The sequence below is a fragment of the Kribbella sp. NPDC058693 genome (assembly GCF_042715335.1).
Classification (GTDB): Bacteria; Actinomycetota; Actinomycetes; order Propionibacteriales; family Kribbellaceae; genus Kribbella; species Kribbella jiaozuonensis.
The window spans coordinates 1,369,263-1,390,900 of sequence record NZ_JBHXSQ010000003.1; the positions used below are offsets into that span (position 1 = coordinate 1,369,263).

At 67.5% G+C, this 21,638-nt stretch carries 21 protein-coding genes and 1 tRNA gene; 9 read left to right on the forward strand and 13 right to left on the reverse strand.

Annotation, left to right across the window (positions count from 1 at the left end; genetic code table 11):
• Positions 1-130 precede the first annotated feature (130 nt).
• On the reverse strand, positions 131-1,096 hold the full coding sequence (locus ACFWUU_RS24815; protein WP_380178621.1) for a GNAT family N-acetyltransferase: 966 nt from the start codon (positions 1,094-1,096) through the stop codon (positions 131-133).
• A 104-nt stretch (positions 1,097-1,200) separates the two neighbouring features.
• Here ACFWUU_RS24815 and ACFWUU_RS24820 point away from each other — a divergent pair.
• Positions 1,201-1,277: transfer RNA gene (locus ACFWUU_RS24820), tRNA-Met, on the forward strand.
• A gap of 46 nt (positions 1,278-1,323) precedes the next feature.
• On the opposite strand, the gene ACFWUU_RS24825 is transcribed toward ACFWUU_RS24820, so the two are convergent.
• Positions 1,324-2,376, reverse strand: a complete 1,053-nt coding sequence (locus tag ACFWUU_RS24825) for a zinc-dependent alcohol dehydrogenase family protein (protein WP_380178623.1) — start codon at positions 2,374-2,376, stop codon at positions 1,324-1,326.
• 210 nt (positions 2,377-2,586) lie between these two features.
• Here ACFWUU_RS24825 and ACFWUU_RS24830 point away from each other — a divergent pair, with 210 nt between their 5' ends.
• Positions 2,587-3,225, forward strand: a complete 639-nt coding sequence (locus ACFWUU_RS24830; RefSeq protein ID WP_137258158.1) for a GPR1/FUN34/YaaH family transporter — start codon at positions 2,587-2,589, stop codon at positions 3,223-3,225.
• A gap of 2 nt (positions 3,226-3,227) precedes the next feature.
• Here ACFWUU_RS24830 and ACFWUU_RS24835 read toward each other — a convergent pair whose 3' ends face one another.
• Positions 3,228-3,890, reverse strand: a complete 663-nt coding sequence (locus ACFWUU_RS24835; RefSeq protein ID WP_380178625.1) for a hypothetical protein — start codon at positions 3,888-3,890, stop codon at positions 3,228-3,230.
• Between the two features lie 166 nt (positions 3,891-4,056).
• On the opposite strand from ACFWUU_RS24835, the gene ACFWUU_RS24840 reads away from it, so the two are divergent.
• The 3 genes from ACFWUU_RS24840 to ACFWUU_RS24850 all read left to right on the forward strand — a co-directional run bounded on the left by ACFWUU_RS24840 (position 4,057) and on the right by ACFWUU_RS24850 (position 7,895).
• On the forward strand, positions 4,057-5,205 hold the full coding sequence (locus ACFWUU_RS24840) for a HupE/UreJ family protein (RefSeq protein ID WP_380178627.1): 1,149 nt from the start codon (positions 4,057-4,059) through the stop codon (positions 5,203-5,205).
• Between the two features lie 98 nt (positions 5,206-5,303).
• The gene (locus ACFWUU_RS24845; protein ID WP_380178629.1) at positions 5,304-6,866 is read left to right on the forward strand and encodes a fibronectin type III domain-containing protein; all 1,563 of its coding nucleotides are present in this window, start codon (positions 5,304-5,306) and stop codon (positions 6,864-6,866) included.
• A 69-nt stretch (positions 6,867-6,935) separates the two neighbouring features.
• Positions 6,936-7,895, forward strand: coding sequence for a WxL protein peptidoglycan domain-containing protein (locus tag ACFWUU_RS24850; RefSeq protein ID WP_380178631.1), 960 nt, complete (start codon positions 6,936-6,938; stop codon positions 7,893-7,895).
• On the opposite strand, the gene ACFWUU_RS24855 is transcribed toward ACFWUU_RS24850, so the two are convergent.
• The 4 genes from ACFWUU_RS24855 to ACFWUU_RS24870 form a co-directional block, all read right to left on the reverse strand.
• Positions 7,843-8,166 carry a putative quinol monooxygenase gene (locus ACFWUU_RS24855; RefSeq protein WP_380178633.1) on the reverse strand — a complete coding sequence of 108 codons (324 nt, stop codon included), beginning with the start codon at positions 8,164-8,166 and terminating at the stop codon, positions 7,843-7,845. The genes ACFWUU_RS24850 and ACFWUU_RS24855 overlap by 53 nt on opposite strands.
• 145 nt (positions 8,167-8,311) lie before the next feature.
• Positions 8,312-8,509 carry a hypothetical protein gene (locus ACFWUU_RS24860; protein WP_134108795.1) on the reverse strand — a complete coding sequence of 66 codons (198 nt, stop codon included), beginning with the start codon at positions 8,507-8,509 and terminating at the stop codon, positions 8,312-8,314.
• A 244-nt stretch (positions 8,510-8,753) separates the two neighbouring features.
• Entirely contained in the window at positions 8,754-9,527 is a 774-nt protein-coding gene (locus ACFWUU_RS24865) for an ABC transporter permease (protein ID WP_380178635.1), read from the reverse strand.
• Between the two features lie 11 nt (positions 9,528-9,538).
• Positions 9,539-10,438, reverse strand: coding sequence for an ATP-binding cassette domain-containing protein (locus tag ACFWUU_RS24870; protein WP_380178637.1), 900 nt, complete (start codon positions 10,436-10,438; stop codon positions 9,539-9,541).
• A gap of 82 nt (positions 10,439-10,520) precedes the next feature.
• Here ACFWUU_RS24870 and ACFWUU_RS24875 point away from each other — a divergent pair, with 82 nt between their 5' ends.
• On the forward strand, positions 10,521-11,270 hold the full coding sequence (locus ACFWUU_RS24875) for a TetR/AcrR family transcriptional regulator (RefSeq protein ID WP_380178639.1): 750 nt from the start codon (positions 10,521-10,523) through the stop codon (positions 11,268-11,270).
• On the opposite strand, the gene ACFWUU_RS24880 is transcribed toward ACFWUU_RS24875, so the two are convergent.
• Both ACFWUU_RS24880 and ACFWUU_RS24885 read right to left on the reverse strand, forming a co-directional pair.
• On the reverse strand, positions 11,257-11,886 hold the full coding sequence (locus ACFWUU_RS24880) for a nucleoside/nucleotide kinase family protein (RefSeq protein WP_380178641.1): 630 nt from the start codon (positions 11,884-11,886) through the stop codon (positions 11,257-11,259). The two genes, ACFWUU_RS24875 and ACFWUU_RS24880, sit on opposite strands and share 14 nt — an antisense overlap.
• Positions 11,887-11,895: 9 nt before the next feature.
• Positions 11,896-13,242 carry an FAD-dependent monooxygenase gene (locus ACFWUU_RS24885; RefSeq protein ID WP_380178643.1) on the reverse strand — a complete coding sequence of 449 codons (1,347 nt, stop codon included), beginning with the start codon at positions 13,240-13,242 and terminating at the stop codon, positions 11,896-11,898.
• A gap of 83 nt (positions 13,243-13,325) precedes the next feature.
• On the opposite strand from ACFWUU_RS24885, the gene ACFWUU_RS24890 reads away from it, so the two are divergent.
• A complete protein-coding gene (locus ACFWUU_RS24890) occupies positions 13,326-13,928 on the forward strand; it encodes a TetR/AcrR family transcriptional regulator (protein WP_380178645.1) in 603 nt (200 codons plus the stop codon).
• On the opposite strand, the gene ligD is transcribed toward ACFWUU_RS24890, so the two are convergent.
• The 3 genes from ligD to ACFWUU_RS24905 are packed head-to-tail and all read right to left on the reverse strand — an operon-like array spanning position 13,925 to position 17,155.
• Entirely contained in the window at positions 13,925-14,890 is a 966-nt protein-coding gene (ligD, locus tag ACFWUU_RS24895; RefSeq protein WP_137258148.1) for a non-homologous end-joining DNA ligase, read from the reverse strand. The two genes, ACFWUU_RS24890 and ligD, sit on opposite strands and share 4 nt — an antisense overlap.
• A gap of 35 nt (positions 14,891-14,925) precedes the next feature.
• Positions 14,926-16,035: a branched-chain amino acid aminotransferase gene (locus ACFWUU_RS24900; RefSeq protein ID WP_380178647.1), complete on the reverse strand. Its 1,110-nt coding sequence runs from the start codon at positions 16,033-16,035 to the stop codon at positions 14,926-14,928.
• Positions 16,036-16,084: 49 nt separating this feature from the next.
• Positions 16,085-17,155 carry a multiprotein-bridging factor 1 family protein gene (locus ACFWUU_RS24905; RefSeq protein WP_380178649.1) on the reverse strand — a complete coding sequence of 357 codons (1,071 nt, stop codon included), beginning with the start codon at positions 17,153-17,155 and terminating at the stop codon, positions 16,085-16,087.
• Positions 17,156-17,371: 216 nt separating this feature from the next.
• Here ACFWUU_RS24905 and ACFWUU_RS24910 point away from each other — a divergent pair, with 216 nt between their 5' ends.
• A complete protein-coding gene (locus ACFWUU_RS24910) occupies positions 17,372-17,713 on the forward strand; it encodes a hypothetical protein (protein ID WP_380178651.1) in 342 nt (113 codons plus the stop codon).
• A gap of 123 nt (positions 17,714-17,836) precedes the next feature.
• Entirely contained in the window at positions 17,837-18,577 is a 741-nt protein-coding gene (locus tag ACFWUU_RS24915) for a hypothetical protein (protein WP_380178653.1), read from the forward strand.
• Here ACFWUU_RS24915 and ACFWUU_RS24920 read toward each other — a convergent pair.
• A complete protein-coding gene (locus tag ACFWUU_RS24920; RefSeq protein ID WP_380178655.1) occupies positions 18,574-21,558 on the reverse strand; it encodes a S8 family serine peptidase in 2,985 nt (994 codons plus the stop codon). The two genes, ACFWUU_RS24915 and ACFWUU_RS24920, sit on opposite strands and share 4 nt — an antisense overlap.
• Between the last annotated feature and the right edge of the window lie 80 nt (positions 21,559-21,638).

Consider the following 21,638-nt stretch of genomic DNA (forward strand, 5'->3'; position numbering starts at 1 on the left):
GTGAACGCGACATGACTGCCTCCTGGGGAAGAGGGCGCCTCGCCTGCTGCGAGACGCCTTACGCCCAAGAAGATGCCGCGATCGGCACGTGCCAGGACACGCGAATTCGATCCTGTGGACAACGCCGGAATCAGTGGCCGATCAGCCGGTGCAACCGATGGAACGTCTGCCGGAACCCGAGCCGGGGCCAGGCTCGCGACGACAACAGGTTCGTCACCCGCCAGTCGGTCACGACCGACGTGTAGCCGGTGTCGGCCGACCACTGCAGCACCGCCTCGCCCAGGGCACGTCCGGCGCCGAGCCCACGCGCCGACGGCAGTACCGCGGCGAACCCGAGGAAGCCGGCATTGTCCGGCTTGGCCAGCCCGTTGTGCGCGCTCGACTTGTCCAGCGAACAACCCACCGCGGACCCGATGACCTGACCGTTGTACTCGGCAACGAAGGTCGCGTAGTCCTGGTCGTCGATCGACTCCTCCCAGTCCGCCACCGCCTCCTCGAGCGTCGGGATCTCCCCGGACGAGAACACCGGCGACAGCCCCTGGTGCTGGGGCAGGACGAGATCGAGCTCCGCGAGTACCGGGATGTCCGCGCGGCCAGCACGACGTAGGACGAGATCGCGTGCCGGGGGCAACGGAGTTTCCGGAACCGGGCGGACCGCGTGCGCGTGCTGCGAGCCGAACGCCAGGCGGAACCAGGCATCGATCAGCTCGGCATCATCGGGCACCAGCACGTAATGCGCGATGCGGCCGTCGTCGACCCATTGCTCGGCGGCGGCGCCGTACAGGTCGCGAATGTGTTCCGGCTCGCGGACGGCGTGACCGGCCGCCTCGACCCAGATGTTCGGACCCCAGACCGCCGACGGCTTGGGCGCGGCGAGGAGGTAGCCGGTGACTTCGCCGCCCTCGACCATGACCGCGCCGGACGCGCCCTCGCTCTCCCAGGCCGCGGTCACCTCGACCAGCGCAAGTCGCTCGTCTTCGTAGTCCGCCGGAAGCAAAGGGTGACGCTTGCGGTGCTCCCGATGCCGCTGGGCGAGCAGACTGGCGGCGGCTGCCAGATCCGCCTCCTCGAACGGACGGATGACGTGTCGGGACATACTCGGAAGGTACGCCGATCCGCCCCCGCCGAACACAGGATTTCGGCACTCCGGGAACCGATTTGGTTGCTCAGCCCCGATCCTCTAAACTAAAGACACAACGGCGCGGGGTGGAGCAGCTCGGTAGCTCGCTGGGCTCATAACCCAGAGGTCGCAGGTTCAAATCCTGCCCCCGCTACCACAGAAGGCCCGGACCATCAGGTCCGGGCCTTCGCCTTTGGCTGGGGTTACTGGGTGATGATGACCTTGAGGGCTTCTTGTTCGGCGGCGTTGGTGAAGGTGTTGTAGGCCTCGTCGAACTGGTCGAAGGTGAAGTGGTGGGTGATGAACTTCTCGGGGGCGATGGTGCCTGCCTTGATGTCTTCGAGGAGTTCGGGGGCGGTGATGGCGTTGACCAGGCCGGTGGTGATGGTGAGGTTGTTGATCCAGTGCCGCTCGATCGGGAACTGGACGCTCTCGCCGTGGACGCCGACGTTGGCGACGTGGCCGCCGGGGCGGACCGACTCGAGGGCGGTGCCGAAGGTGCCGGGGAGGCCGACAGCCTCGATGGCGACGTCCACGCCGAGCCCGTCGGAGCTGAGCTCGCGTAGCGCTGCCGCGACGTCCTGGCCGGCGCTGACTTCGAGGGTCTCGGTGGCCCCGAAGTCACGCGACTGATCGAGCCGGAACTTGTTGGTGTCGACGGCGATGACGGCCGACGCGCCGGCTGTGCTGGCGGTCATGATCGCCGCGAGTCCGACCGGACCGGCGCCGATGACGGCGACGACGTCCCCGGCCTTCACGGCGCCGTTGAGTACGCCGATCTCGTAGCCGGTGGGGAGGATGTCGCTCAGCATCGTGCCTGCTTCGGCCGAGACGCCCTCGGGCAACGGGATCAGCCCGTTGTCGGCATACGGCACGCGCACGAACTCGGCCTGTGTCCCGTCGATGAGGTGCCCGAAGATCCAGCCGATTCCACCGAGCGTCTTGCAGTGCGAGGGCAGGCCTGCCTTGCAGTAGTCGCATGTCCCGCACTTGCTGATGCAGGAGATGATGACCCGGTCGCCGACCTTCACGGTCTTGCAGCCGGAGCCGATCTCGGTGACGACACCGACTCCTTCGTGGCCGAGGATCCGGCCGTCGGTGACGGCTGGCACATCGCCTTTGAGGATGTGCAGGTCCGTGCCGCAGATGGTGGTGGCCTCGACTTTGACGATCGCATCGGTCGGGTCCTTGATCGCGGGATTCGGGACCTCTTCCCATGCCTTCTGGCCAGGTCCGTGGTACACGAGAGCCTTCATCGGTACTCCGTTCTCATCGGCCACGCGGGTGACTCGATCGGCACCAAGGGCGCGCACCGGTACCTAACGGATGGTCACATCGCAGCAGCACGGCGCTGATCTCATCTTGAGACAGCCCCGCTGAGCCGCCTCTCAAATCGAGACATACCGGACGGCAGCAGGTGGTGAGACTGATCACAGCCGGGGACGCACCCCGGAAAGGAGCTCGCCATGACCACTATCGATGCCGATGCCCACAGCCTCCAAGAACAACTACCTGCCGAAGCCGCCCCGGCTGTGACCGGAGACCCAGCACTGATCGGTCTGCCCAGCTTCATCGTCGGGTCGGTCGCGCTCGGTCTCGTGCTTGTCGGCTACGTATCTGCTGCGGGGGTCGGGGCTTCGCTCCCGATCATCGTCGCGGCAACCAGCGTGGGTCTGCTGGTCGCGGCAATCTGGTCGGCGGCTCTCGGGCAGAGCGCCGTGGCCGGAGTGTTCGGTATCTTCGCCGGGTTCTGGCTCAGCTACGCGACGCTCGTGCTCGGCCTGACGCACAACTGGTTCGCTATCGCTGCCGGGGACGCACTCCATACGCAGGGCCTCTACGTGATCTCGTGGCTGGTCGTGGTCGGGATGCTGACCCTGGCCACACTCCGGCTGCCGATGGCCTACACAGTGCTCTTCGCGCTGATCGAACTTGCCCTGGTGCTGGTTCTGATCGGCACGTTGCAGCAGTCAGCGGGCACGCTGAAGGTTGCCGGTGTGGTGGTGTTCGTCTTCGCCGCAGTAGGTGTCTATCTGTTCTTCAGCTCGGCCTCGCAAGCGACGGGTGGTAAGGCGCTTCCGCTCGGACAGGCGCTTGTGCGCTGACGTCACGAGATCCAGATGACGATGCCGGTGTGGCGGGAGAGGACTGCCGCGGCACCGGCTCGGAGGGCTGCGTCGGCGTGGGCCGGGGTGAACGACGCCGGGTCGAGGCTCGTCGAGGTGCCCAGACCTTCGCCGCGGTACGAGGCGCCCGCCCAGGTCGCCGCGGTGACGTTCGCCGTGGGTTCGGCCAGTTCGGCACCGATGACCAGGAATTGCCGGTCGAGGTGGTTGGCGGTGATGACGGCCAGCGGGTCGACGAGCGCGTTGCCTGCGCTGATGATGAGGTCCGGTGCGAGCTTGATCGCTTCGGTCGCCTTGTCGACGTACTGGCTCGGTGCATCCGCGGTGACGGTCCTGAGACTGACCTTCTCCGCGGCTGCCCAGTCGTGGACGGCGGTGACCAGAGTCTTCGTCTGCGCGTCGGTTCCGGCCGTCAGCAGCACGACCCGATAGCCCTTCCCCGGATGGACGTCGTCCCACGAGCCGGGGCTTGGCGTGATCGTGGCCTCCGGAGACGGCGGCGCGGACGGGTCGACGAAACCACTGCCGAGGGCACCGACCGGGGCCGGTACGGCGTGTGGCTGGGACCACTCGTCGGACGAGTTGCAGCCGGCCAGCAGGAAGACGGTGGCGAGCGCGCAGGCCGACCGGCGTCGTACGGGCAAAGGGTCGTCTCCGGGGTGAGGTGATCAGGCCGGAACCCTTCATACCTCATGGCGTCGACTTCGAAGTGGCGAGACGGCCAGCGTTCGCCTGGGGGTTGTCCGGTGTTCATTGGTCGGGTGCAGCGTGCGAGCCATGCGAGGTCTTGGGCGGTGTGCCCTTCTTGTGGTGGCTCTCTGGCTGAGTGTCGTGCCTGCCCAGGCCCATGGATTCAGCTCGACCGTGTACGTCGACCTGTCCGCGCCGGCGACGGGTCACGTGCGCGCCGAGCTCGGACTGGAGTACGACCTGCTTGTCGTGTCCGCAGCGGACTACGAGAAGGACGATCCGCTGTTCAAGGCGGGTACGGCGGCGTTCGACGGAGGCGACGCGACCAAGCAGGCGCAAGCGCTGACCGCACATGACGCATCGGTCCTGAAGTACGTCACCCAGCGCTTCGACATCAAGGCCGACGGTCAGGCGTGTACGCCGAAGCAGCAAGGCGATTTCACCATTCAGCAGCGTGAAGGCGTCCCGTACGCGTTCCTAGTGCTCGACTACGAGTGCCCGAAAGCGGACGCACACGAGGTGCGCAGCGGTCTGTTCCCCGACAGCGAGACGTATGTGAAGGGGACCAAGACGATCGTCACCTACGACCTGGATCTGCAGACGGGCAGCAGCGCGCTCGACTCGGCGCATCCGTCGTTCTCGACCCATCAAGCGTGGACCGAACGCTTCTGGGAGTTCTTCCGGCTCGGCGCCGAGCACCTGCTCACCGGGCTCGACCACATCCTGTTCCTGCTCGCGCTGATCGCCGGATCGCGCCGGCTGCGAGAAATCGTGCTCGCGGCAACGACCTTCACGCTCGCGCACTCGGTCACCTTCATCCTGGCCGCGCTCGGCGTCGTCCACGTGTCGCCGTCGTTCATCGAGCCGGTGATCGCACTATCCATCGCGGTCGTTGCCGGCTGGCACTTGTGGCGGCTCTGGCGGCGCGGGCGACTCGCGACCGATCTCGAGACCGAGAGCCGCAGTCACCTGAGTCTCGACCGGGCCGGGTGGACCCGGCTCGGGGTCGTCTTCTGCTTCGGCCTGGTCCACGGCATCGGCTTCGCCGGAGCGCTCGGGATCCAGCAGGCCTGGTCGTGGACGTTGCTGTGGTCGTTGCTGGTGTTCAACGTCGGCATCGAGACCGTCCAGCTGGGGCTGATCGCGATCACCTTCCCGCTGCTCGCCGTACTGCGTCATCGCGCGCCGACCGTGGCACTGTGGACGACCGGGGCGATCGCCGCCGGGGTGACCGTCGCGGGACTGGTGTGGTTCGTACAGCGGCTCTAGAGCAAGACGTAAACCACGGTTCACCTTAATTACATCGGCCAGGGAGACATTCAGCCTGGGTCTCTTCCGACCCGCTCATCAGAACGGACGGACACTCGATGAAGCTCATCAACCGGGCACGGTCCCGCGTGGCCGCGTGCCTCACCGTGGCGGTCGTCGCGACCGCAACGGCGTTCGGAGGTGTGGGCCAGGCTGCCGCCAGTACGACGGCCAGCACCGCCGGATCAGCTCCGACCGGCATCGTCCTCGGCGTCGGCGCGAAGGAATCGCAGCGCGTCGTCAGCTGGTACGCCCCGACCGGTGCGAAGCAGTTCGTGCAGGTCGCTCCCACTCGCCAGGTCGTCCACGGCAAGTTCCCGCGGCACACCACGACGTACTCCGCGACCGTGGCGGCGAACAAGGTCAACGGCGGCTACAACGGACACGCGACGATCGACGGCCTGCGTCAGTACACGTCGTACTCGTACCGGGTCGGCAGCGACGGCAACTGGTCGCCGACGTACTCGTTCAAGACGCAGTCCTTCAACGGCGACTTCAACTTCCTGTTCTTCGGCGACCCGCAGATCGGCTCGTCCGGCGACGTCGCCAAGGACGGCGCCGGCTGGCTGGACACCGTGAACGTCGCCCTCACCGCCAACCCAAGCGCCGAGCTGCTGGTGTCGGGTGGTGACCAGGTCGAGGTCGCGAACACCGAGACGATGTGGAACGCGTTCCTGGCGCCCGACAAGCTCCGCCAGTACCCGTGGGCCGCGACCATCGGTAACCACGACGTCGGCGGCAAGGCCTACGAGCAGCACTTCTGGACGCCGAACACCGACCGCTCGGCCGCCTTCTACCAGGGCGACTCGAGCACGCAGTCCGGTGGCGACTACTGGTACCTGTACAAGGACGTGCTGTTCATCGACCTGAACAGCAACGCCTACGCCAACGGCGCGGACGCCGCGCACCTCGACTACGTCTCGAAGGTGGTCAAGGCGCACGGCAACAAGGCGAAGTACACGGTGCTCGTGTACCACCACTCGATCTACTCGCCGGCCGACCACGCCAACGACTCCGACAACCAGGTACGCCGTCAGGACTTCCCGACCGCGTTCTCGAAGCTCGGCGTCGACCTGGTGCTGCAGGGCCACGACCACAGCTACTCGCGCAGCTACGTGATCAAGAACGGCAAGAAGGCGAACGCGGCCGAGCAGCCGGGCGCGGCCCAGGTCGTACAGGGACCGGGCGGTGTCATCTACGTGACGGCCGACTCGGCGTCCGGGTCGAAGTACTACGACCTGACCGCGCCGGACACCACCAAGGACCCGAACTACGGTCCGGACCCGCTGAACCCGAAGAACCACTGGGCCAACTCGGTGGAGAACCAGGAGCACGTGCGGACCTACGTCAAGGTGGAGGTGCGCAAGGACAAGCTCGTGGTCGAGAACGTCCGCAGTGGCACCTGCGCGGCACCGAACGCGGCGGTCGAACTCGGCAAGGTCTCCTGGTGCGGCCCGAACAGCGGCGCCAGCCCGGCGAAGCCGGTCGGCTCGCTGGTCGACAAGGTGACCATCCGTCCGTACAACAGTCACGGCCACGGTTCCTGGGGTCACCCGGGCGGCCACGACTGGACGGTCAGCAAGAACCAGAAGGGCGTCACGACGCTCACCAGTGTGAGCTGACCTGACCAATCCGATCGGGGTGGGCGTCAGGAGGCGCCCATCCCGATCTCCTCATTTCGGAAGGACCCCATGCGCGGACTACTCGCGACACTATTGGCAGCGGTCGGTGCTATCGCCGGCGCCGGGACGGCCGTTGCTGCCGACGACGTCCCCTGGTCGGTCAGTACGGCGGCCAACAGCTTCGGGTCCGATCGGCAGAACTACAGCTACACGGTCGACCCAGGCGGCGAGGTCCAAGACGCTCTCGTCGTCGCGAACAGCGGCAAGACCCCGCTCACGCTCGGGGTGTACGCCGCTGACGGGTTCACCACGGACGACGGACGACTCGATCTCCTCACCGACGACGCCAAGTCGACCGGTGTGGGCACGTGGGTCCACACGCCCAGCGCGCAGGTGACCATCCAACCTGGCAAGTCGCTCCAGGTACCGTTCGCCCTCGCCGTCCCGGCCGGTGCCACACCCGGCGACCACCTGGGCGGGATTGTCACGTCGTTGAAGCAGAGCGGTGATGTGGACCGCCGGCTGGCGATCCGGATCCGGGTGCGAGTCAGTGGCGCACTCGAGCCGAGCGTGTCGGTCGACGACGTCAAGATCCACTACTCGGGTACGGCGATCCCGTTCGCGAAGGCCGACGCCACCGTCACCTACACGATCCACAACACCGGCAACGCCATCCTCGCCGCGCGCCCGTCGACGTCGCTGGTCGGACTGTTCGGGGCCGGACGAGTCGGGTCGATGCACGTCGACGACACGCCTCAGCTACTCCCGGGCGAGAGTTGGAAGGTCTCCGCGAAGGTCGACGGAGTCAGACCGCTCATCCGCGAGACGGGAACCGTCACGCTGCTCCCGCTCCTCACCGATGCGGCCGGCTCGACCGGCACGCTCGACACGGTCACCGCGACCGCCCACGCCTGGAGCATCCCGTGGGCGGCCCTGCTCGTCCTCGTCGTACTGTGCCTGGCCGTTATAGCGCTGGTTACTTCACGGCGAGTTCGCCGAGCTCGGACCAGTCGTCCTGAGGCAGCTTGAAGTTGACGATGCGCGGCGTCTCGACCAGGTGCGGAGGCAGGTGCTCCTGGGCGGCCTTGAAGTGGGCCGAGGTGACGTGGTGAGTGGCGGCGTCGTCGTCGGCGAACGCTTCGACCAGGACGTATTCGTTCGCGTCGTCGAGGGAGCGGGACCAGTCGAACCACAGGCAGCCCGGCTCGGAGCGGGTCGCAGTGGTGAAGTCGGCGGTGATGGACGGCCAGTTGTCGGCGTGTTCAGGCTTCACCCGGAACTTGGCGGTGATGAAGATCATCAGGCTTCCTCCGCTGGATCGATGGGACCGGGACCGATGCTAGCGGTCGCGACGCGGGTGAGCGGTCGCAATCTGAGATGACAAAAGCCGCTGTCCGCCTCTGGTGGAGAGGCAGGCAGCGGCTCGAGCGGCCTGGGACAGGTGGTCAGGCTGCTTGCAGAGCGCGGTTCCGGGCGGCCCAGACGGCTCGCCGTAGCTGCGCCTTGTCCGGATAGCCGGCTTCTCGACCGACTGCGTAGACGTCGTGGTTGCGCATCTTGACCATGCCGGCGACGTACCAGACCGGGCTGCCCTCGGCCAGCATGTTGATGATCATGTTCCGGGTGTCGGTGGTGATGTTCATTCTGACCCTCTCCCTTGGTCGCTCTTACTGATACGTCGGACAAGGTGGGCCGGATTCGACACCGTCGCCAAGAAAAATCTGGAAAACAAAGCGCCCCGATCAGTGATCGGGGCGCTCGTCCGTGTGGGTCCCGGGGGGAGTGGGACCACCACACGTTGGGGGGGACTTTGACGTTAACGCGACCAAGGGGTCACGCCCGGTCGTTTCATCGCCAAACCTTCGCCGAACGGTCCGAGTCCTGCGCTCAGCGGCTGTTGCGTCTGCGGTACAGCGAGGTCGCCAGCACGACCGAGAACAGGAGCAGACCGGAACACCAGGCCAGAGCGGCTCGACCGCTGTTGCCCATCGGTGTCCCGATCAGCAAGCTGCGGATCGTCTCGATGACCGGAGTGATCGGCTGGTGCTCGCTGACCGGCTGCAACCACGACGGCATCGACTCCGGTGGCACGAACGCACTGCTCAGGTACGGCAGGAACAGCATGAAGAAACTGAGAGTGCTGGCCGACTCCACCGACTTGGCGATCACACCGAGTCCCGCAGCCAGCCAGGACAGCGCGACGACGTACAGCAGCAGTAGGCCAACAGCCGCGAGCCAGTCGACCACTCCGCCACTAGGGCGGAACCCCATGGCCAGTGAGGCGACGATGACGATCGCCGTCGACGCGGCGTTGCGCGCCACGCTCGCAACCACATGTCCGGTGAGTACGGCGAAGCTGTGGATCGGGAGGGACCGCAGCCGGTCGATCATCCCGCTGTTCATGTCGTCCGCGACCACCATCGCCGTCGACGCGGCGCCGTACCCGGTGGTGAGCAGCAGGATCCCCGGTACGACGTAGTTCACGTACTCCGTCCCCGTGTTGATCGCGCCGCCGAACACGTAGACGAACAGCGCCATCATCAACAACGGCAACAGGATCGAGGCGAACAACGTGTCGACGTTGCGCCGCGCCAGCCGCACGCTGCGGTCGATCATGGTCGCCGCGTCCGAGCAGGCGGCGACAACTCCCTGGTGTGACATCAGCAAACCCCTCAGGCCGTCAGAGCGAGGAACACGTCGTCGAGCGTCGGCCGGTGGGACGAGACCCGCTCCGGCTCCAGTCCGTTGTCCCGGAGTACGTCGAGCACGTGGTGCAGGTGAGCCGCCGTACCGTCCGACGGCACGTTCAGCACCAGCTCGTTGGCGACCCCGTCCAGCACTCCGGTCGCTTTCAGCAGCTGTACTTTGTCCGGGAACCGCAGCTCGATCCGCTCGCCACCGATCTGGGTCTTGAGCGCATCCGCCGTACCACTCGCCACGATCCGGCCGTGGTCGAGCAGCACGACCCGGTCCGCCAGCCGGTCCGCTTCCTCCAGGTACTGCGTCGTGAGCAGGATCGTCGTACCGCCGCGGACCAGCTCGACAATCGCGTCCCACATCGCCGAACGGCTGGCCGGATCCAGTCCGGTCGTCGGCTCGTCCAGGAAGATCACCTGCGGCCGGGCGATCAGACTCATCGCCAGATCGAGCTTCCGCCGCATCCCGCCCGAGTACGTCTTCACCCGCCGGTCCATCGCGTCAGCCAGCCCGAACTGCTCCAGCAACTCGGCCGTACGACGCTGTGCGGCCCGCCGGCCCAGATGCATCAGCCGGCCGACCATCACCAGGTTCTCCCGACCGGTCTGGTTCTCGTCGACCGCGGCGTACTGCCCGGTGAGGCTGATCGCCCCGCGGACCCGGGCCGGCTCGCGCAGTACGTCGTACCCCGCGATCGTCGCCGTACCGGAGTCTGGCTTGGTCAGCGTGGTCAGGATGCGTACCGCCGTGGTCTTGCCGGCGCCGTTCGGGCCGAGCAGGGCGAGCACCGAACCTTCCTCGACGCTCAGGTCGACCCCGGCCAGCACCTCGTTCGCGCCGTAAGACTTCCGCAGTCCGATTGCCTCGATGATCATCGTCCGCTCCTTACTGCGTATCGAGTACGCTAAATAGCGTAGCAGGTACGCAGTACTCCGACGCAAGCCCTAAACTGACCCGGTGGAGAACGATGAGCTGCCGGCCGATGTCGCGGCGATGTGGCGGTTGCGGGAGACCCCGCGGCGCGGGCCGAAGCCGTCGCTGACGCTCGACGACATCGTCGGCGCCGCGATCGAGATCGCCGACGCCGAGGATCTGGCCGCCGTCTCCATGGCTCGCGTCGCCGAGCGGCTCGGCAACTCGACGATGGCGCTCTACCGGCACGTGAAGAGCAAGGACGAACTGCTCGTGATCATGTCGGATGCCGCGCTCGAGCGACCGGAGCCGATGCCGGAGGGCGTCGACTGGCGGACCGGGCTGACGTTCTGGGCGGACGGCGTACTGACCGCGATCCGGCGGCACAGGTGGTACGCGAAGGTGCCGATCTCGGGTCCGCCGGCCGGGCCGAACAACCTCGCGTGGTTCGACTCGGCCCTCGGCGTACTGAAGGACACCGGCCTGCCAGAGGAGGCGAAGGTCGGCGTGGTGATGGGGCTCATCACCTACGTGCAGGGCGAGATCCGGATGGCGTTCGACCTGGCGGCGGGCTACGCGGACAACCCGGATGCGTTCCAGCGGTTCGGCGCGACGTTGCGGCGGGTCGCGGATCCGCGGGTCTATCCGGCGGTCGCGCGGACGGTCGACGCCGGCGTGTTCGACGAGGTCGGAAGCTTCGAGGAGGACAACGAGGCCGACTTCGACTTCGGTCTGCAGCTCTACCTGGACGGCGTTGCCGCGTTCATCGAGCGGGTGTGCGTCAAGGGTGAATGATCGCGTCGGCCGCCGGTGCGGTCGCCGCGATCAGGTGGGCGTTGCGTTCGTCGGAGCCGTACGTGCGTTCGTGTGCTTCCTCGGCTGATCTGCCGAAGGCGCGATGCCGGGCCTCGAGCCGTGCGTGGCGCAAGCCCTCGGTCACCTCGACGTACCAGCACTGATCGATCAACGCGCGGAGACCAGTCCACGGCGATTCGTCGAGGAGCAGGTAGTTGCCTTCGGTCACAACCAGGGTGACTGAAGGAGCAATGCCGATGCTCGCGGCGATCGAGTCCTCGATGCTTCGGTCGAACCGCGGCGCCCAGATCTGCTCGTCCGGCGATTCCTTCAGCCTCCTCAGCAACGCGACGAAGCCGTAGCCGTCGAAGGTATGCGGCGCACCCTTCACCCCTGCGAGGCCGAGGTCTTCTAGCACCGACTGCGCGAGGTGGTAGCCGTCCATCGGCACCAGCGCGACCTGATGACCGTCGGCGCTCAGCTTCGCGGTCAGTTGCTCGGCGTACGTCGACTTGCCCGCCGCCGGCGCGCCGGTGATCCCGAGGATCTGCCGCCGCCCTCGTGTCGCCAGCTCGACGGCACGATCGTAGGCGGCGGCTGCATCCAGGGTCTGCACTCGAAAATCCTAAGCGAGGTAACCGTCCGGACGGACCAGGATCTCGTCGCCGGGCTGTGCGTGATAGATCGCGAACGCGTCCGGTGAGGTGATCTCGACAGCCTGCGGATGGTCCGACGCGGTGGTGGGGGAGAAGCGCAGCAGGGTCTCGTGCGGGCCGCGGAACAGCTCGAAGAGCCGGACCTTGTTGCCGGAGGCATCGATCACCGGAGCGTCGGGAGCGCGGTCGCCGGACACGAGTGGGCGGGTGTCCGACGGGTCGCGGTACGACACGTCCAGCTGGCGGGTGTTCTCGCCGCGCTCCAGCGCCGACTCGTCGCCGTCGACGTGCTTCTGCATCAGCTCCTCGCTGATCCCGAGCACCCGCATCGCGTTGGTCCGGCGCTCGGTCTCGTAGGTCGCCAGCACCTCTTCGCGACCGTCCGCCAGCTTCCAGCCGAGGTTGTACGCGTCCTGGACGCCGGTGTTCAGGCCCTGGCCGCCGGTCGGCGGGTGCACGTGGGCGGCATCGCCGGCGATGAAAACCCGCCCGACCCGGAACTTCGCGGCCAGGCGCACGTTCGGCCGCCACACGGTCGACCAGGTCAGGTCGCGGAGCTTCGCAGTACCGGCGCCGGCGTACTTGTCGACCAGCGCCTGCAGGCCCTCGATCGAGGCGTCGGCGTCGTCCGCGTCGAGCGGCGCGCCGAACTGGAACTGGTCGCCGCCGCTCAGCGGAGTCATAGCGATCCCTGCCATCGGGTTGTCCTTGCTCGCGAACCAGTAGCCGACCTCGTGGTCGAGCCCGTCGGCCGCTACATCGCCGAGCAGAGTGCGGATCGACTCGTCGGTCGTGCCTTCGAACGCGATCCCCAGCTGCTTGCGGACGAAGCTCTTGCCGCCGTCCGCGCCGACCAGGTAGTCGACCGCGACGGTCTCGCCGGTGGACAGCTCGGCGGTGACCGAGTCGCCGGTCTGGGTGAAGCCGACGATCGCGGTGTCGAGCTCGACGTTCACGCCGTACTCCGCGAGTTTGTCGCGCAGGATCTTCTCAGTCCGCGACTGGCCGAGCATCCGGGCGTTCGGGTACGGGATGTCCGGGGTGGGGTCGACGGGCTCGGCCATCCGGCGCTCGCCGACCAGCTCGCCGTCGAGATAGATCTTCATCAACGGGATCGCGATGCTCTGCTCCAGCACCTGGTCGAGTACGCCGAGGTCCTCGAACACCTCCAGGGTCCGCGGCTGCAGGCCGTCCCCGCGCGATCCGTTGAAGTACTCGGTCGCCTTGTCGATCACGCGGACCGCGATCCCGCGCCGGGCCAGTTCGATCCCTAGGGTCAGTCCGGTCGGTCCGGCACCCGCGATCAGGACGTTCATAGTGGTCTCCTTGACTGAATTATGATTCACTGAATTCAGATTCAGTGTGAGCCTGGCTAAGGTTCGATGTCAAGGAGGTTGTCGTGACGGACACGGTGAGCCGCCGGCAACGGGCGGCCGGGACCGAGGTGGCGCTCAAGCAGGCCGCGCGCGAGGTCTTCGCCGAGCGCGGATACCTGAACACGAAGATCACCGACATCACCGCGGCGGCGGGCCGCGCGACAGGGTCGTTCTACAACCACTTCGCCGGCAAGGAAGAGCTGCTCGAAGCGCTGCTCAAGGACATGCTGCTGGAGGCCGACGAGGCAGTCGTCGATGTCGCCGGCCACGACGCCGACTTCAGCAAGCTGTCAGCGGTGCGTTGGCACGTGGAGGCGTTCTGGCGTTTCTACCAGGCGCATCTGCCGGAGATGATCGCGGTCAAGCAGGCCGCGATGGTGGACCCGGAGCTCGGGCTGCGGCTGCAGCGAATCATGGCCGACGACGACCAGCACATGATCGAGCACTTCTCCCACCTGCCGAATCCACCCGCGGATCCGCTGGTTGCGATCTCGGCGATGAACGCGCTGATGGAGGGGTTCGCCTACACCTGGCTGGTGGTCAACCCGGCCAGCGGAAAGACGATCCCGGACGAGCAGGCCGTCGACACGCTCACCAATCTGCTGCATCACGGGCTGGTGGGTTAGTCCTCCGGCGGTTCCTCGGCGCCTTCACGTTCATCCCGCTCGGCCCACTCCATCAGCGTCGCCAGCGAGTAGACGTCGTTGTCGATTCCGGCGTGCAGGTCGCCGAGCTCGGCGAAGCGGGCCGGGACGGTGGCGATCGTGAAGTCCTTCGGGTTCACGTCGTCGATCTCGTCCCAGTGGATCGGCGTCGACACGGTGCCTTCGGGGTTGCCGCGGACGGAGTACGCGCTGGCGATCGTGTGGTCGCGGGCGTTCTGGTTGTAGTCGACGAACAGCTTCTTCGGGTCACGGTCCTTGCGCCACCAGGTCGTCGTCACGTCATCCGGAGTACGCCGCTCGACCTCGCGCGCGAACGCGAGTGCAGCACGCCGTACGTCGGAGAAGCCGTACGCCGGCTCGACCCGGACGTAGATGTGGATGCCCTTGCCGCCGGACGTCTTCGGATAGCCGACCGCGCCGAGCTCGTCGAGCACTTCGTGGACGGTGTGCGCGACCCGGCGGACCCGATCGAACGGGCAGTCGGGCATCGGGTCGAGGTCGATCCGCCATTCGTCGGGCTTCTCGGTGTCGGCGCGGCGGGAGTTCCACGGGTGGAACTCGACCGTCGACATCTGCACCGCCCAGGCGACATGCGCGATCTCGGTGACGCACAGCTCGTCGGCGGTCCGGTTGTACCGCGGGAACTTGACGCGGACCGTTTCCATCCACGGCGGCGCGCCGTGCGGCAGCCGCTTCTGGTGCACCTTCTCGCCCGCGACGCCCTCGGGGAACCGGTGCATCATGCACGGCCGCTCGCGGAGCGCGTTGACGATGCCGTCGCCGACGGACAGGTAGTACTTGACCAGGTCGAGCTTGGTCTCGCCGCGGGCAGGGAAGTACACGCGGTCCGGGTTCGAGACCCGGACCGTCCGCTCGCCAACCTCCAGCTCGATCGCCGGAGACTTTCCCTTGGACTCGGCCATGACGCCAACTTAACCGGCGCCGGGGACAAACGGCATCAGGCGAGGCGCGTGAGCCAGCCTCGGGTGTCCGGCGTGCGGCCGTATTGGAGGTCGAGCAGCGTGGAGCGGATCTTCGCGGTGACCGGGCCGACGCCGTAGTCCACCGAGTGGTCGCCGATGGTCAGGTCGCCGTCCGGCCAGGCGAGGCGGCCTATCGGGGTGATGACGGCGGCGGTGCCGGAGGCAAAGACCTCGGTGATCTCGCCGGAGCGCACGCCGTCGCGCCACTCGTCGGCGGAGACACGGCGTTCCTCGACCGGGTGGCCGAGGTCGGCGGCGAGCTCGATGACGGATGCGCGGGTGACGCCTTCGAGGATCGATCCGTTCAGCTGCGGGGTCGCGATCCGGCCGTCGGCGTACACGAAGAACATGTTCATGCTGCCGATCTCCTCGAGCCACTTGTGCTCGACCGCATCGACGAACGCGACCTGCTCGCAGCCGTTGGCGACCGCCTCGGCCAGGCCGGCCAGGCTGGAGGCGTAGTTGCCGCCGCACTTGGCCGCGCCCGTTCCACCCGGCGTTGCCCGGATGGTGGAGGTCGTCAGCCAGATGGAGACCGGCTTGGGGCCGGTGTTGAAGTACGGACCGGCTGGTGACGCGATGACGCCGAACAGCACCTCTTGCGACGGCCGGACGCTCAGCGCGGCCTCGGTGGCGATCATGTATGGCCGGAGATACAGGCTGGTCTCGCTCGCCTCGGCCGACGGCACCCAGGCCTCGTCAACGGTCACCAGCGCGCGCAGAGCCGCGACGAACTCGTCCTCCGGCACCTGCGGCAGCGCCAGCCGCTCTGCGCTCGCAGTGAAGCGGGCTGCGTTCCGGTCCGGGCGGAAGGCCCACACCGAGCCGTCCGGGTGCCGGTATGCCTTGAGGCCCTCGAAGATCTCTTGCGAGTAATGGAAGACAGCAGCCGCGGGGCTCAACTTCAGCGGCGCGTACGCCGTGACCTTGGCGTCGTGCCAACCCCGATCCAGTGACCAGTTGGCAACCACCATGTGGTCGGTGAACGACTGCCCGAACGCCGGCTCCGCGAGTACGGCGGCCCGAGCCTCCGCGCCGGCTGGATCACTGCGCAGTTCGACTGCGAAGTCCCACGTGTCTGCCACTGCCGTTGTCCGCTGTTCACCTGTCACTCACCGCACGCTACCCCTGCTCTCACCTCCAGCTCGACCCGCTGCCCACACTCCGGCCCTTGGTGGTCAGCAGCCTCCGTAGCTCGACTGCACCGCGCTCGCTCTCCGGTACGACGCGGAGCACCCGATCGGCAGCGTCGTCCACCCAGAGGTCGCGCCACTCGTCCGGCAGCTCGACCAGGACACGGAGTGCCGTGGCCAGGCCCGCTGGCACCTCACCGGCGACAGCCAGGCTCTCGGCCAGGGCGAGGTCGATCCTGGCGCGTTCGCCGATCCAGTGCTCCGGGCAGAGCTCCCGGGCCCGCTCCAGCAGTACGCAGCCGGCCACGCCGTACCCCAGTCGCGCGCACACTCGTCCCTCGGCCGAGTGCAGCTGGTGCGGCATCCAGTCGGTCGGCCGCGCGGCAGTCACGACGGTCTCATCGCCCACGCCCACCAGCAGTTGCAGCGCCTGCTGTGTCTCCTCTCTCCGCCCGAGCTCGGCCAGGACCAACGCGCGGGCTGCATGAGGCACCGCGCTTGGGGACTGTTGCGCCACGGCTTTGTCGGCCAGCTCCAGCAGTGGCGGCAACGGGCGCCGCTCGGCGAGACCGCTGATTGCCTCCCTCGCGCACACCAGCGCCTCCCCGTCGCCGACCGCGGATCCATGGGCGGCCCACCACCAGCGTCTTGCCGAACGTCGCTCGCCGAGCCCGGTGAGGGTCTCCGCGATGAAGATGCTCAGCTCGACCACCTGCACTGCGTCGACGCCCCGGGCCTGCAGCAGCTGCAGCTCACTCACCAACTCGGGCAGCAACACAGCCGGCGGAGTACTCCGGAAGTCGTCGAAGGCAATGGTCTGGTCAGCCGCGACCAGCCCTTGCCAGGCCGGCTCCGACGGGTCGGCTGTCTGTCGCTCAGTGCGGGGAAGCCTTCGCTCGAAGGTGCCGGTCAGCTGGTCGCCGGTGCCGAGCTCACGGTCGCAGAGCCGCGCCAGGTCCGCAGAGCCCGGCCGCTGCCCGCGCTCCACCTGCGACAGGTAGCTGTGGTCGTACCCGACGCGGGCTGCCAGTTGCCGCAGGCTCAGGCCGGCCGCCTGCCTGGACTGCCGCAAGTGCGCTCCGAAAGTCGTCTGAGTAGATGTCTGAGTAGATAGGTCTGTCACAGGACCACCCCGTTCACGCTTCGAGCTCATGTGGTGCGTGCCGCGACGTTACAAGCCCTCGCCGACAAAAACCGTACAAAACAAGGGCATGTGGGCTGTGGGCTGTTCCCACAGCCCACAGCCCACACCTGTTGTGCACAGTGCGTTCTGGACGAGGCTGGAGCGGTGAACACACTGCAGCGACAGGCCCGCCTCTTCCACCTGGTCCACCGAACCACCACCCTCGCCGAAGGCGTGGAGTGGTCCGACGGCGCGGTCACAGTCCGCTGGCGCGTTCCCCGGCGCGGCACGTCCACCTGGGACGACGGTGTCGACGCCCTCCTCGACACCCACGGCACCGGCGACAGCACCGAGCTTCACTGGTCCACAGGCCCGACGCTCAGCCGGCGTGCTGCAGCGCCCGACCGGACCGCACCGACAACCACCGTCTGGCTCCCGGTCCCAGCTCCGGACGGGCGCTGCTCACGCTGCGGCAAACTCTGGCCGTGCTTCAGCTGTGGCCCGTGATCGCTCCCGGTTCACGCCCGGCGCCGACGCCGGGGTCTGCCGGCGTCTGTGAGACAACGCTGTCAAGAGTTAGTTGACGCGGTTTAGTGTGAGGGCGTTTGGCGTCGGTGAGGGGTGATGGTGGTGGTTGATCCGCTCGACGAACTGGATGTGCAGTTGGCGCGGTTGCGGAGTGTGGCCGATGACCTGCGGGGGCGGCGCGGGACGCCGGTTCTGGAAGGGAACCAGGTCGAGCTGATCGAGGACGGCCCGACGCTGCTGCGGGCGTACGAGGAGCTGCAGAAGGGGTCCCGTCGCGAGGTCCGGGTGCTGGACCGGCCGCCGTACGTCACGCCGCCGTCGACGCAACAGAAGCTCGAGCTGGATCGCCTGGCCGACGGGATCGAGTACCGGGCGATCTACGGGACCGAGGTGTTCGAGTCCGAGGACATCATGGGCGTGCTGCCGGAGTTGCAGGCGGCCGGCGAGGTCAGCCGGGTGCTGGCGCAGGTCCCGATGAAGATGGCGGTGGGGGACGACAACACCGCGTTGATCGGGCTGACCAAGCGGGCGCCGGCCGAGTCGAACCTGCTGATCCGTTCGTCAGGTCTGCTGGACGGGTTGATCGCGACGTTCGAGATGCTGTGGGCGCTGGCGATCCCGATGCCCGCGTTGCTCGCGAGCGGTGAGGTGCCGGCGCTGACCGAGCCGGACCGGGACATCCTGTTGCTGCTGGCCGGTGGTGCGACCGACGACATGATCAGCCGGCGGTTGCGGATCAGTCCGCGGACGACCCAGCGCCGGGTCCGCGCGCTGATGGATGCACTCGGCGCGCAGACCCGGTTCCAGGCGGGCGTTCAGGCCGCCCGCCGCCGCTGGATCTAGTTGATCGTCACCACCGTCCCGGCCCGGTTCGGGAACTCGACGAAGCCGGTCGAGCGCTTGTCGGTCGGCAGCCCCGACCAGGACGCGGTGACCTGGAAGGCCTTGAACGCGGCCGGAGCCACCGGAGGCGACGTCTTGAGCGTGCTGCCCGACGAGGCGGTCACGACGTTGGTCTGCATCGTGTACTCCGTCGTGTCCGCGCCCGGCGGGTTGGACAGCGTGATCGCGAGAACGCCCCAGACCCCAGCGGACGGTGCGGGCACGCTGGCCGACGCCTGGCTCGAACCGTCACCGATGAACGACAGGAACTGCTTCTGACCGTTCACGACCTTGTAGAGCACCAGCCAGATGCTGCCGGCCGGGTCCACGGTCTTGATGTTCCACTGCACCGCCTTGGTCTGTGCGGTCGCCGTCACCGGGTAGTCCGGCAGATCGGCGTCCGCAGCACCCGCGGGCACTGCGCCAGCGACCAGGGGAGCGGACACCACGCCGTACGACCGGATCGGTGCACCGGCCTTGCCAGAGGTGGCAGTGAACGACACCGAGCCAGAGGCACCCGAACTGGACACTGCGGTCGGGGCGAGGACGGACGTCGGTACGGCGACGATCGGGCTGCGCACTGTCTTCCCGGCGCCCTGCCAGGTCAGCCAGCCGCTGGTGGTCGCACCCGAGTCACCGGTGTCCAGTGTGAGCTTCACCTTGAACGTCTTGGTCTGACCGGCCTCGGTGAAGTTCAGGATCGACGGCGTCACCGCGGCCTTCATGCCCGGCACGGAGACCGTCGCCCGGTACAGGCCCGGAGTCACAGCGGTCACGCGACGGGTGATGGTCTGAGTGCCGAGCAACTGGCCGACAGCGATCGACGGAGCGTTGTAGTCGCTCGGGTTGATCGCAGGTACTCCGGTGCCGGTGTTGACGCCGCTGCCCTCGAGGTAACCCAGCCAGTCCGCGTCACCCGAGTCGTAGACCAGACCGGGATCGAGCATCTTGGACGGCTGCACCTCGCCGGCACCTGCGTCGAACGGGTTGCTGTCGACGGACCCGGTAGAAGTGAGCACGTTCCCAGCGGTGGTCATCAGGGCGGACTTGACTGCCATGGGCGACCAGTCCGGGTGCTTCGACAGGTAGAGCGCTGCCAATCCCGCAATGTGCGGCGCGGCCATCGACGTACCGGAAAGGAACGCGTAGCTCTGGCCGTTGTTGGTAGGCGGTGCGACAGCGGCCAGCACGTTCACACCCGGCGCCGCGATGTCCGGCTTCAGCAGGTTGCCATGGCTCGCAAGAGAAGGACCGCGCGACGAGAAGTCGGCCATCTGCGGGTACGGCGTCTTGGTGCTGGTCGTGTTGCCCGGTACGAGTTCAGCCGTCGCACCGTCCTGCGCGGCGTAGGCCTTGATCGACAGGGCATCCGGTGCGTTGACGTGCACAGTCGGTACGGCGTGGGAGTCGCCGACCACGTCCTGCGGGAACAGGTTGAGCAGCACCATCCCGACACCACCGGCCCGCTTCACCTCGGTGGACTTGTCCACGCGGGCGTTGACACCTCGCTCACACGCGACGATCTTCCCGGCGGTCTTGCTCGGGTCCAGCGTGTTCGCCATACAGAGCAGTGCATCCGCGTCGCTGGCTGTCGCGTTCTTGACCGCGGCAGGGCTGACGAGCGGCTTGCTGCCGGTCGGCATCGCCACCGTCGTACTAAGGCCGGCGTACTTCTGGCCGTTGCCCAGCACGACAGTGCCTTCGTACGGCGCAACTGTGGTCGCGCCGACCGTGGTTACCCAGGGGGAGGTGTTGTCGAGCGTGGACGCGTCCGGACCGGAGTTGCCACCGGCCGCGGAGACGAAGACACCGGCCGATGCTGCCGACAGGAACGCAAGCTGGATCGGATCGGTGTGCTCGGACTCGAAGATCGAGCCGACCGAGTAGTTGATGACGTCGACGCCGTCCGCGACCGCCTGGTCGATGGCGGAGAGGATGTCGGAGGTGAGGCCGCCGGAGTTCTGGCCGTCCTTGCCGGACCAGAGTGCCTTGTACACAGCGATCTTGGCGGCCGGAGCGACGCCGGTGACCGTACCGAAGCCGACACCGCCGACCGAGACATCCACGTTGGCCCGGCCGGCCGCAGTGGTCGCGGTGTGGGTGCCGTGACCCTCGCCGTCGCGCGGAGAGACGTAGTCGGCCCGCTGGTCCGGTGGGACCAGGTTGAGCCAGCCGTCACCGAAGTACTTCGCGCTGATCAGCTTGGTGTTGCACTGGTCGGCGGTGAAGTCCTCGCCGGCCTCACAGCTACCGGTGAAGGTGCCGCCGTCGGCCTTCTCCATCACGGTCGTCGAGCCGGACAGGTACGGGCGGTACGGGTCGGCCGCGGTCGGCGGCTTCGTACCAAGCTTGGGACCGGACAAGGACGCGCTCTCCGGCCAGATGCCGGTGTCAACGACGCCGACAACGACGCCCTGGCCCGCGGTCGCCGTACCGCCAAGTGCGTTCCAGACGCCGTTCTTGCCGGACAGCTTGAGGAAGTCGGTCGACTTGCGGTCGTCCAGCGCGACATGCAACTGGTCGGGCACGACGGACACCACACCCGGTGTCTTGCTGAGCTCGTTGACCTGCTTGGAGGTCAGTGAGGCAGCAAAGCCGTTCAGCGTGGTCGAGTAGTCGTGGTCGACCTTGGCGCCGACCTCTGCAGCAACCTGTGCGTGCTTACCGGTCAGGAAGGACCTGTACGCCGTGCCGTTGCTGCTGTTGACCTCGACCTTGCGGCCGACGGCCGGCTTGGTGGCCTTGAGCCCGGTGACACCACCCTGGTACGTCGCCAGTGGCTTGTCGGCCAGCGTCACGACGTACCGGCCGGGCGCGAAGCTCGACCGGCCCTGTGGGGTGGTGGGAGGGGTTGCTGATCCTGGTGGAGCCACCAAGGCGGTGGTGATCAGCGCGGCGCCGGCCAAGAGTGCGGCACGCCTGCGCAGGTTCGGATGGTTCACGTGATGCCTCCACGGCATGTTGTCCTGGCCGTGGGCTGTAGCCCCGGCCGCCCGCCCCCGAGCACGGACGCCGAAGAGCC

What these genes read in the sequence shown, in the direction of transcription:
- ACFWUU_RS24860 (WP_134108795.1), bottom strand. Translation starts at nt 8,509, where the DNA reads ATGAACATCACCACCGACACCCGGAACATGATCATCAACATGCTGGCC.
- ACFWUU_RS24825 (WP_380178623.1), bottom strand. Translation starts at nt 2,376, where the DNA reads ATGAAGGCTCTCGTGTACCACGGACCTGGCCAGAAGGCATGGGAAGAG.
- ACFWUU_RS24830 (WP_137258158.1), top strand. Translation starts at nt 2,587, where the DNA reads ATGACCACTATCGATGCCGATGCCCACAGCCTCCAAGAACAACTACCT.
- ACFWUU_RS24815 (WP_380178621.1), bottom strand. Translation starts at nt 1,096, where the DNA reads ATGTCCCGACACGTCATCCGTCCGTTCGAGGAGGCGGATCTGGCAGCC.
- ligD (WP_137258148.1), bottom strand. Translation starts at nt 14,890, where the DNA reads ATGGCCGAGTCCAAGGGAAAGTCTCCGGCGATCGAGCTGGAGGTTGGC.
- ACFWUU_RS24850 (WP_380178631.1), top strand. Translation starts at nt 6,936, where the DNA reads ATGCGCGGACTACTCGCGACACTATTGGCAGCGGTCGGTGCTATCGCC.
- ACFWUU_RS24845 (WP_380178629.1), top strand. Translation starts at nt 5,304, where the DNA reads ATGAAGCTCATCAACCGGGCACGGTCCCGCGTGGCCGCGTGCCTCACC.
- ACFWUU_RS24885 (WP_380178643.1), bottom strand. Translation starts at nt 13,242, where the DNA reads ATGAACGTCCTGATCGCGGGTGCCGGACCGACCGGACTGACCCTAGGG.
- ACFWUU_RS24865 (WP_380178635.1), bottom strand. Translation starts at nt 9,527, where the DNA reads ATGTCACACCAGGGAGTTGTCGCCGCCTGCTCGGACGCGGCGACCATG.
- ACFWUU_RS24855 (WP_380178633.1), bottom strand. Translation starts at nt 8,166, where the DNA reads ATGATCTTCATCACCGCCAAGTTCCGGGTGAAGCCTGAACACGCCGAC.
- ACFWUU_RS24870 (WP_380178637.1), bottom strand. Translation starts at nt 10,438, where the DNA reads ATGATCATCGAGGCAATCGGACTGCGGAAGTCTTACGGCGCGAACGAG.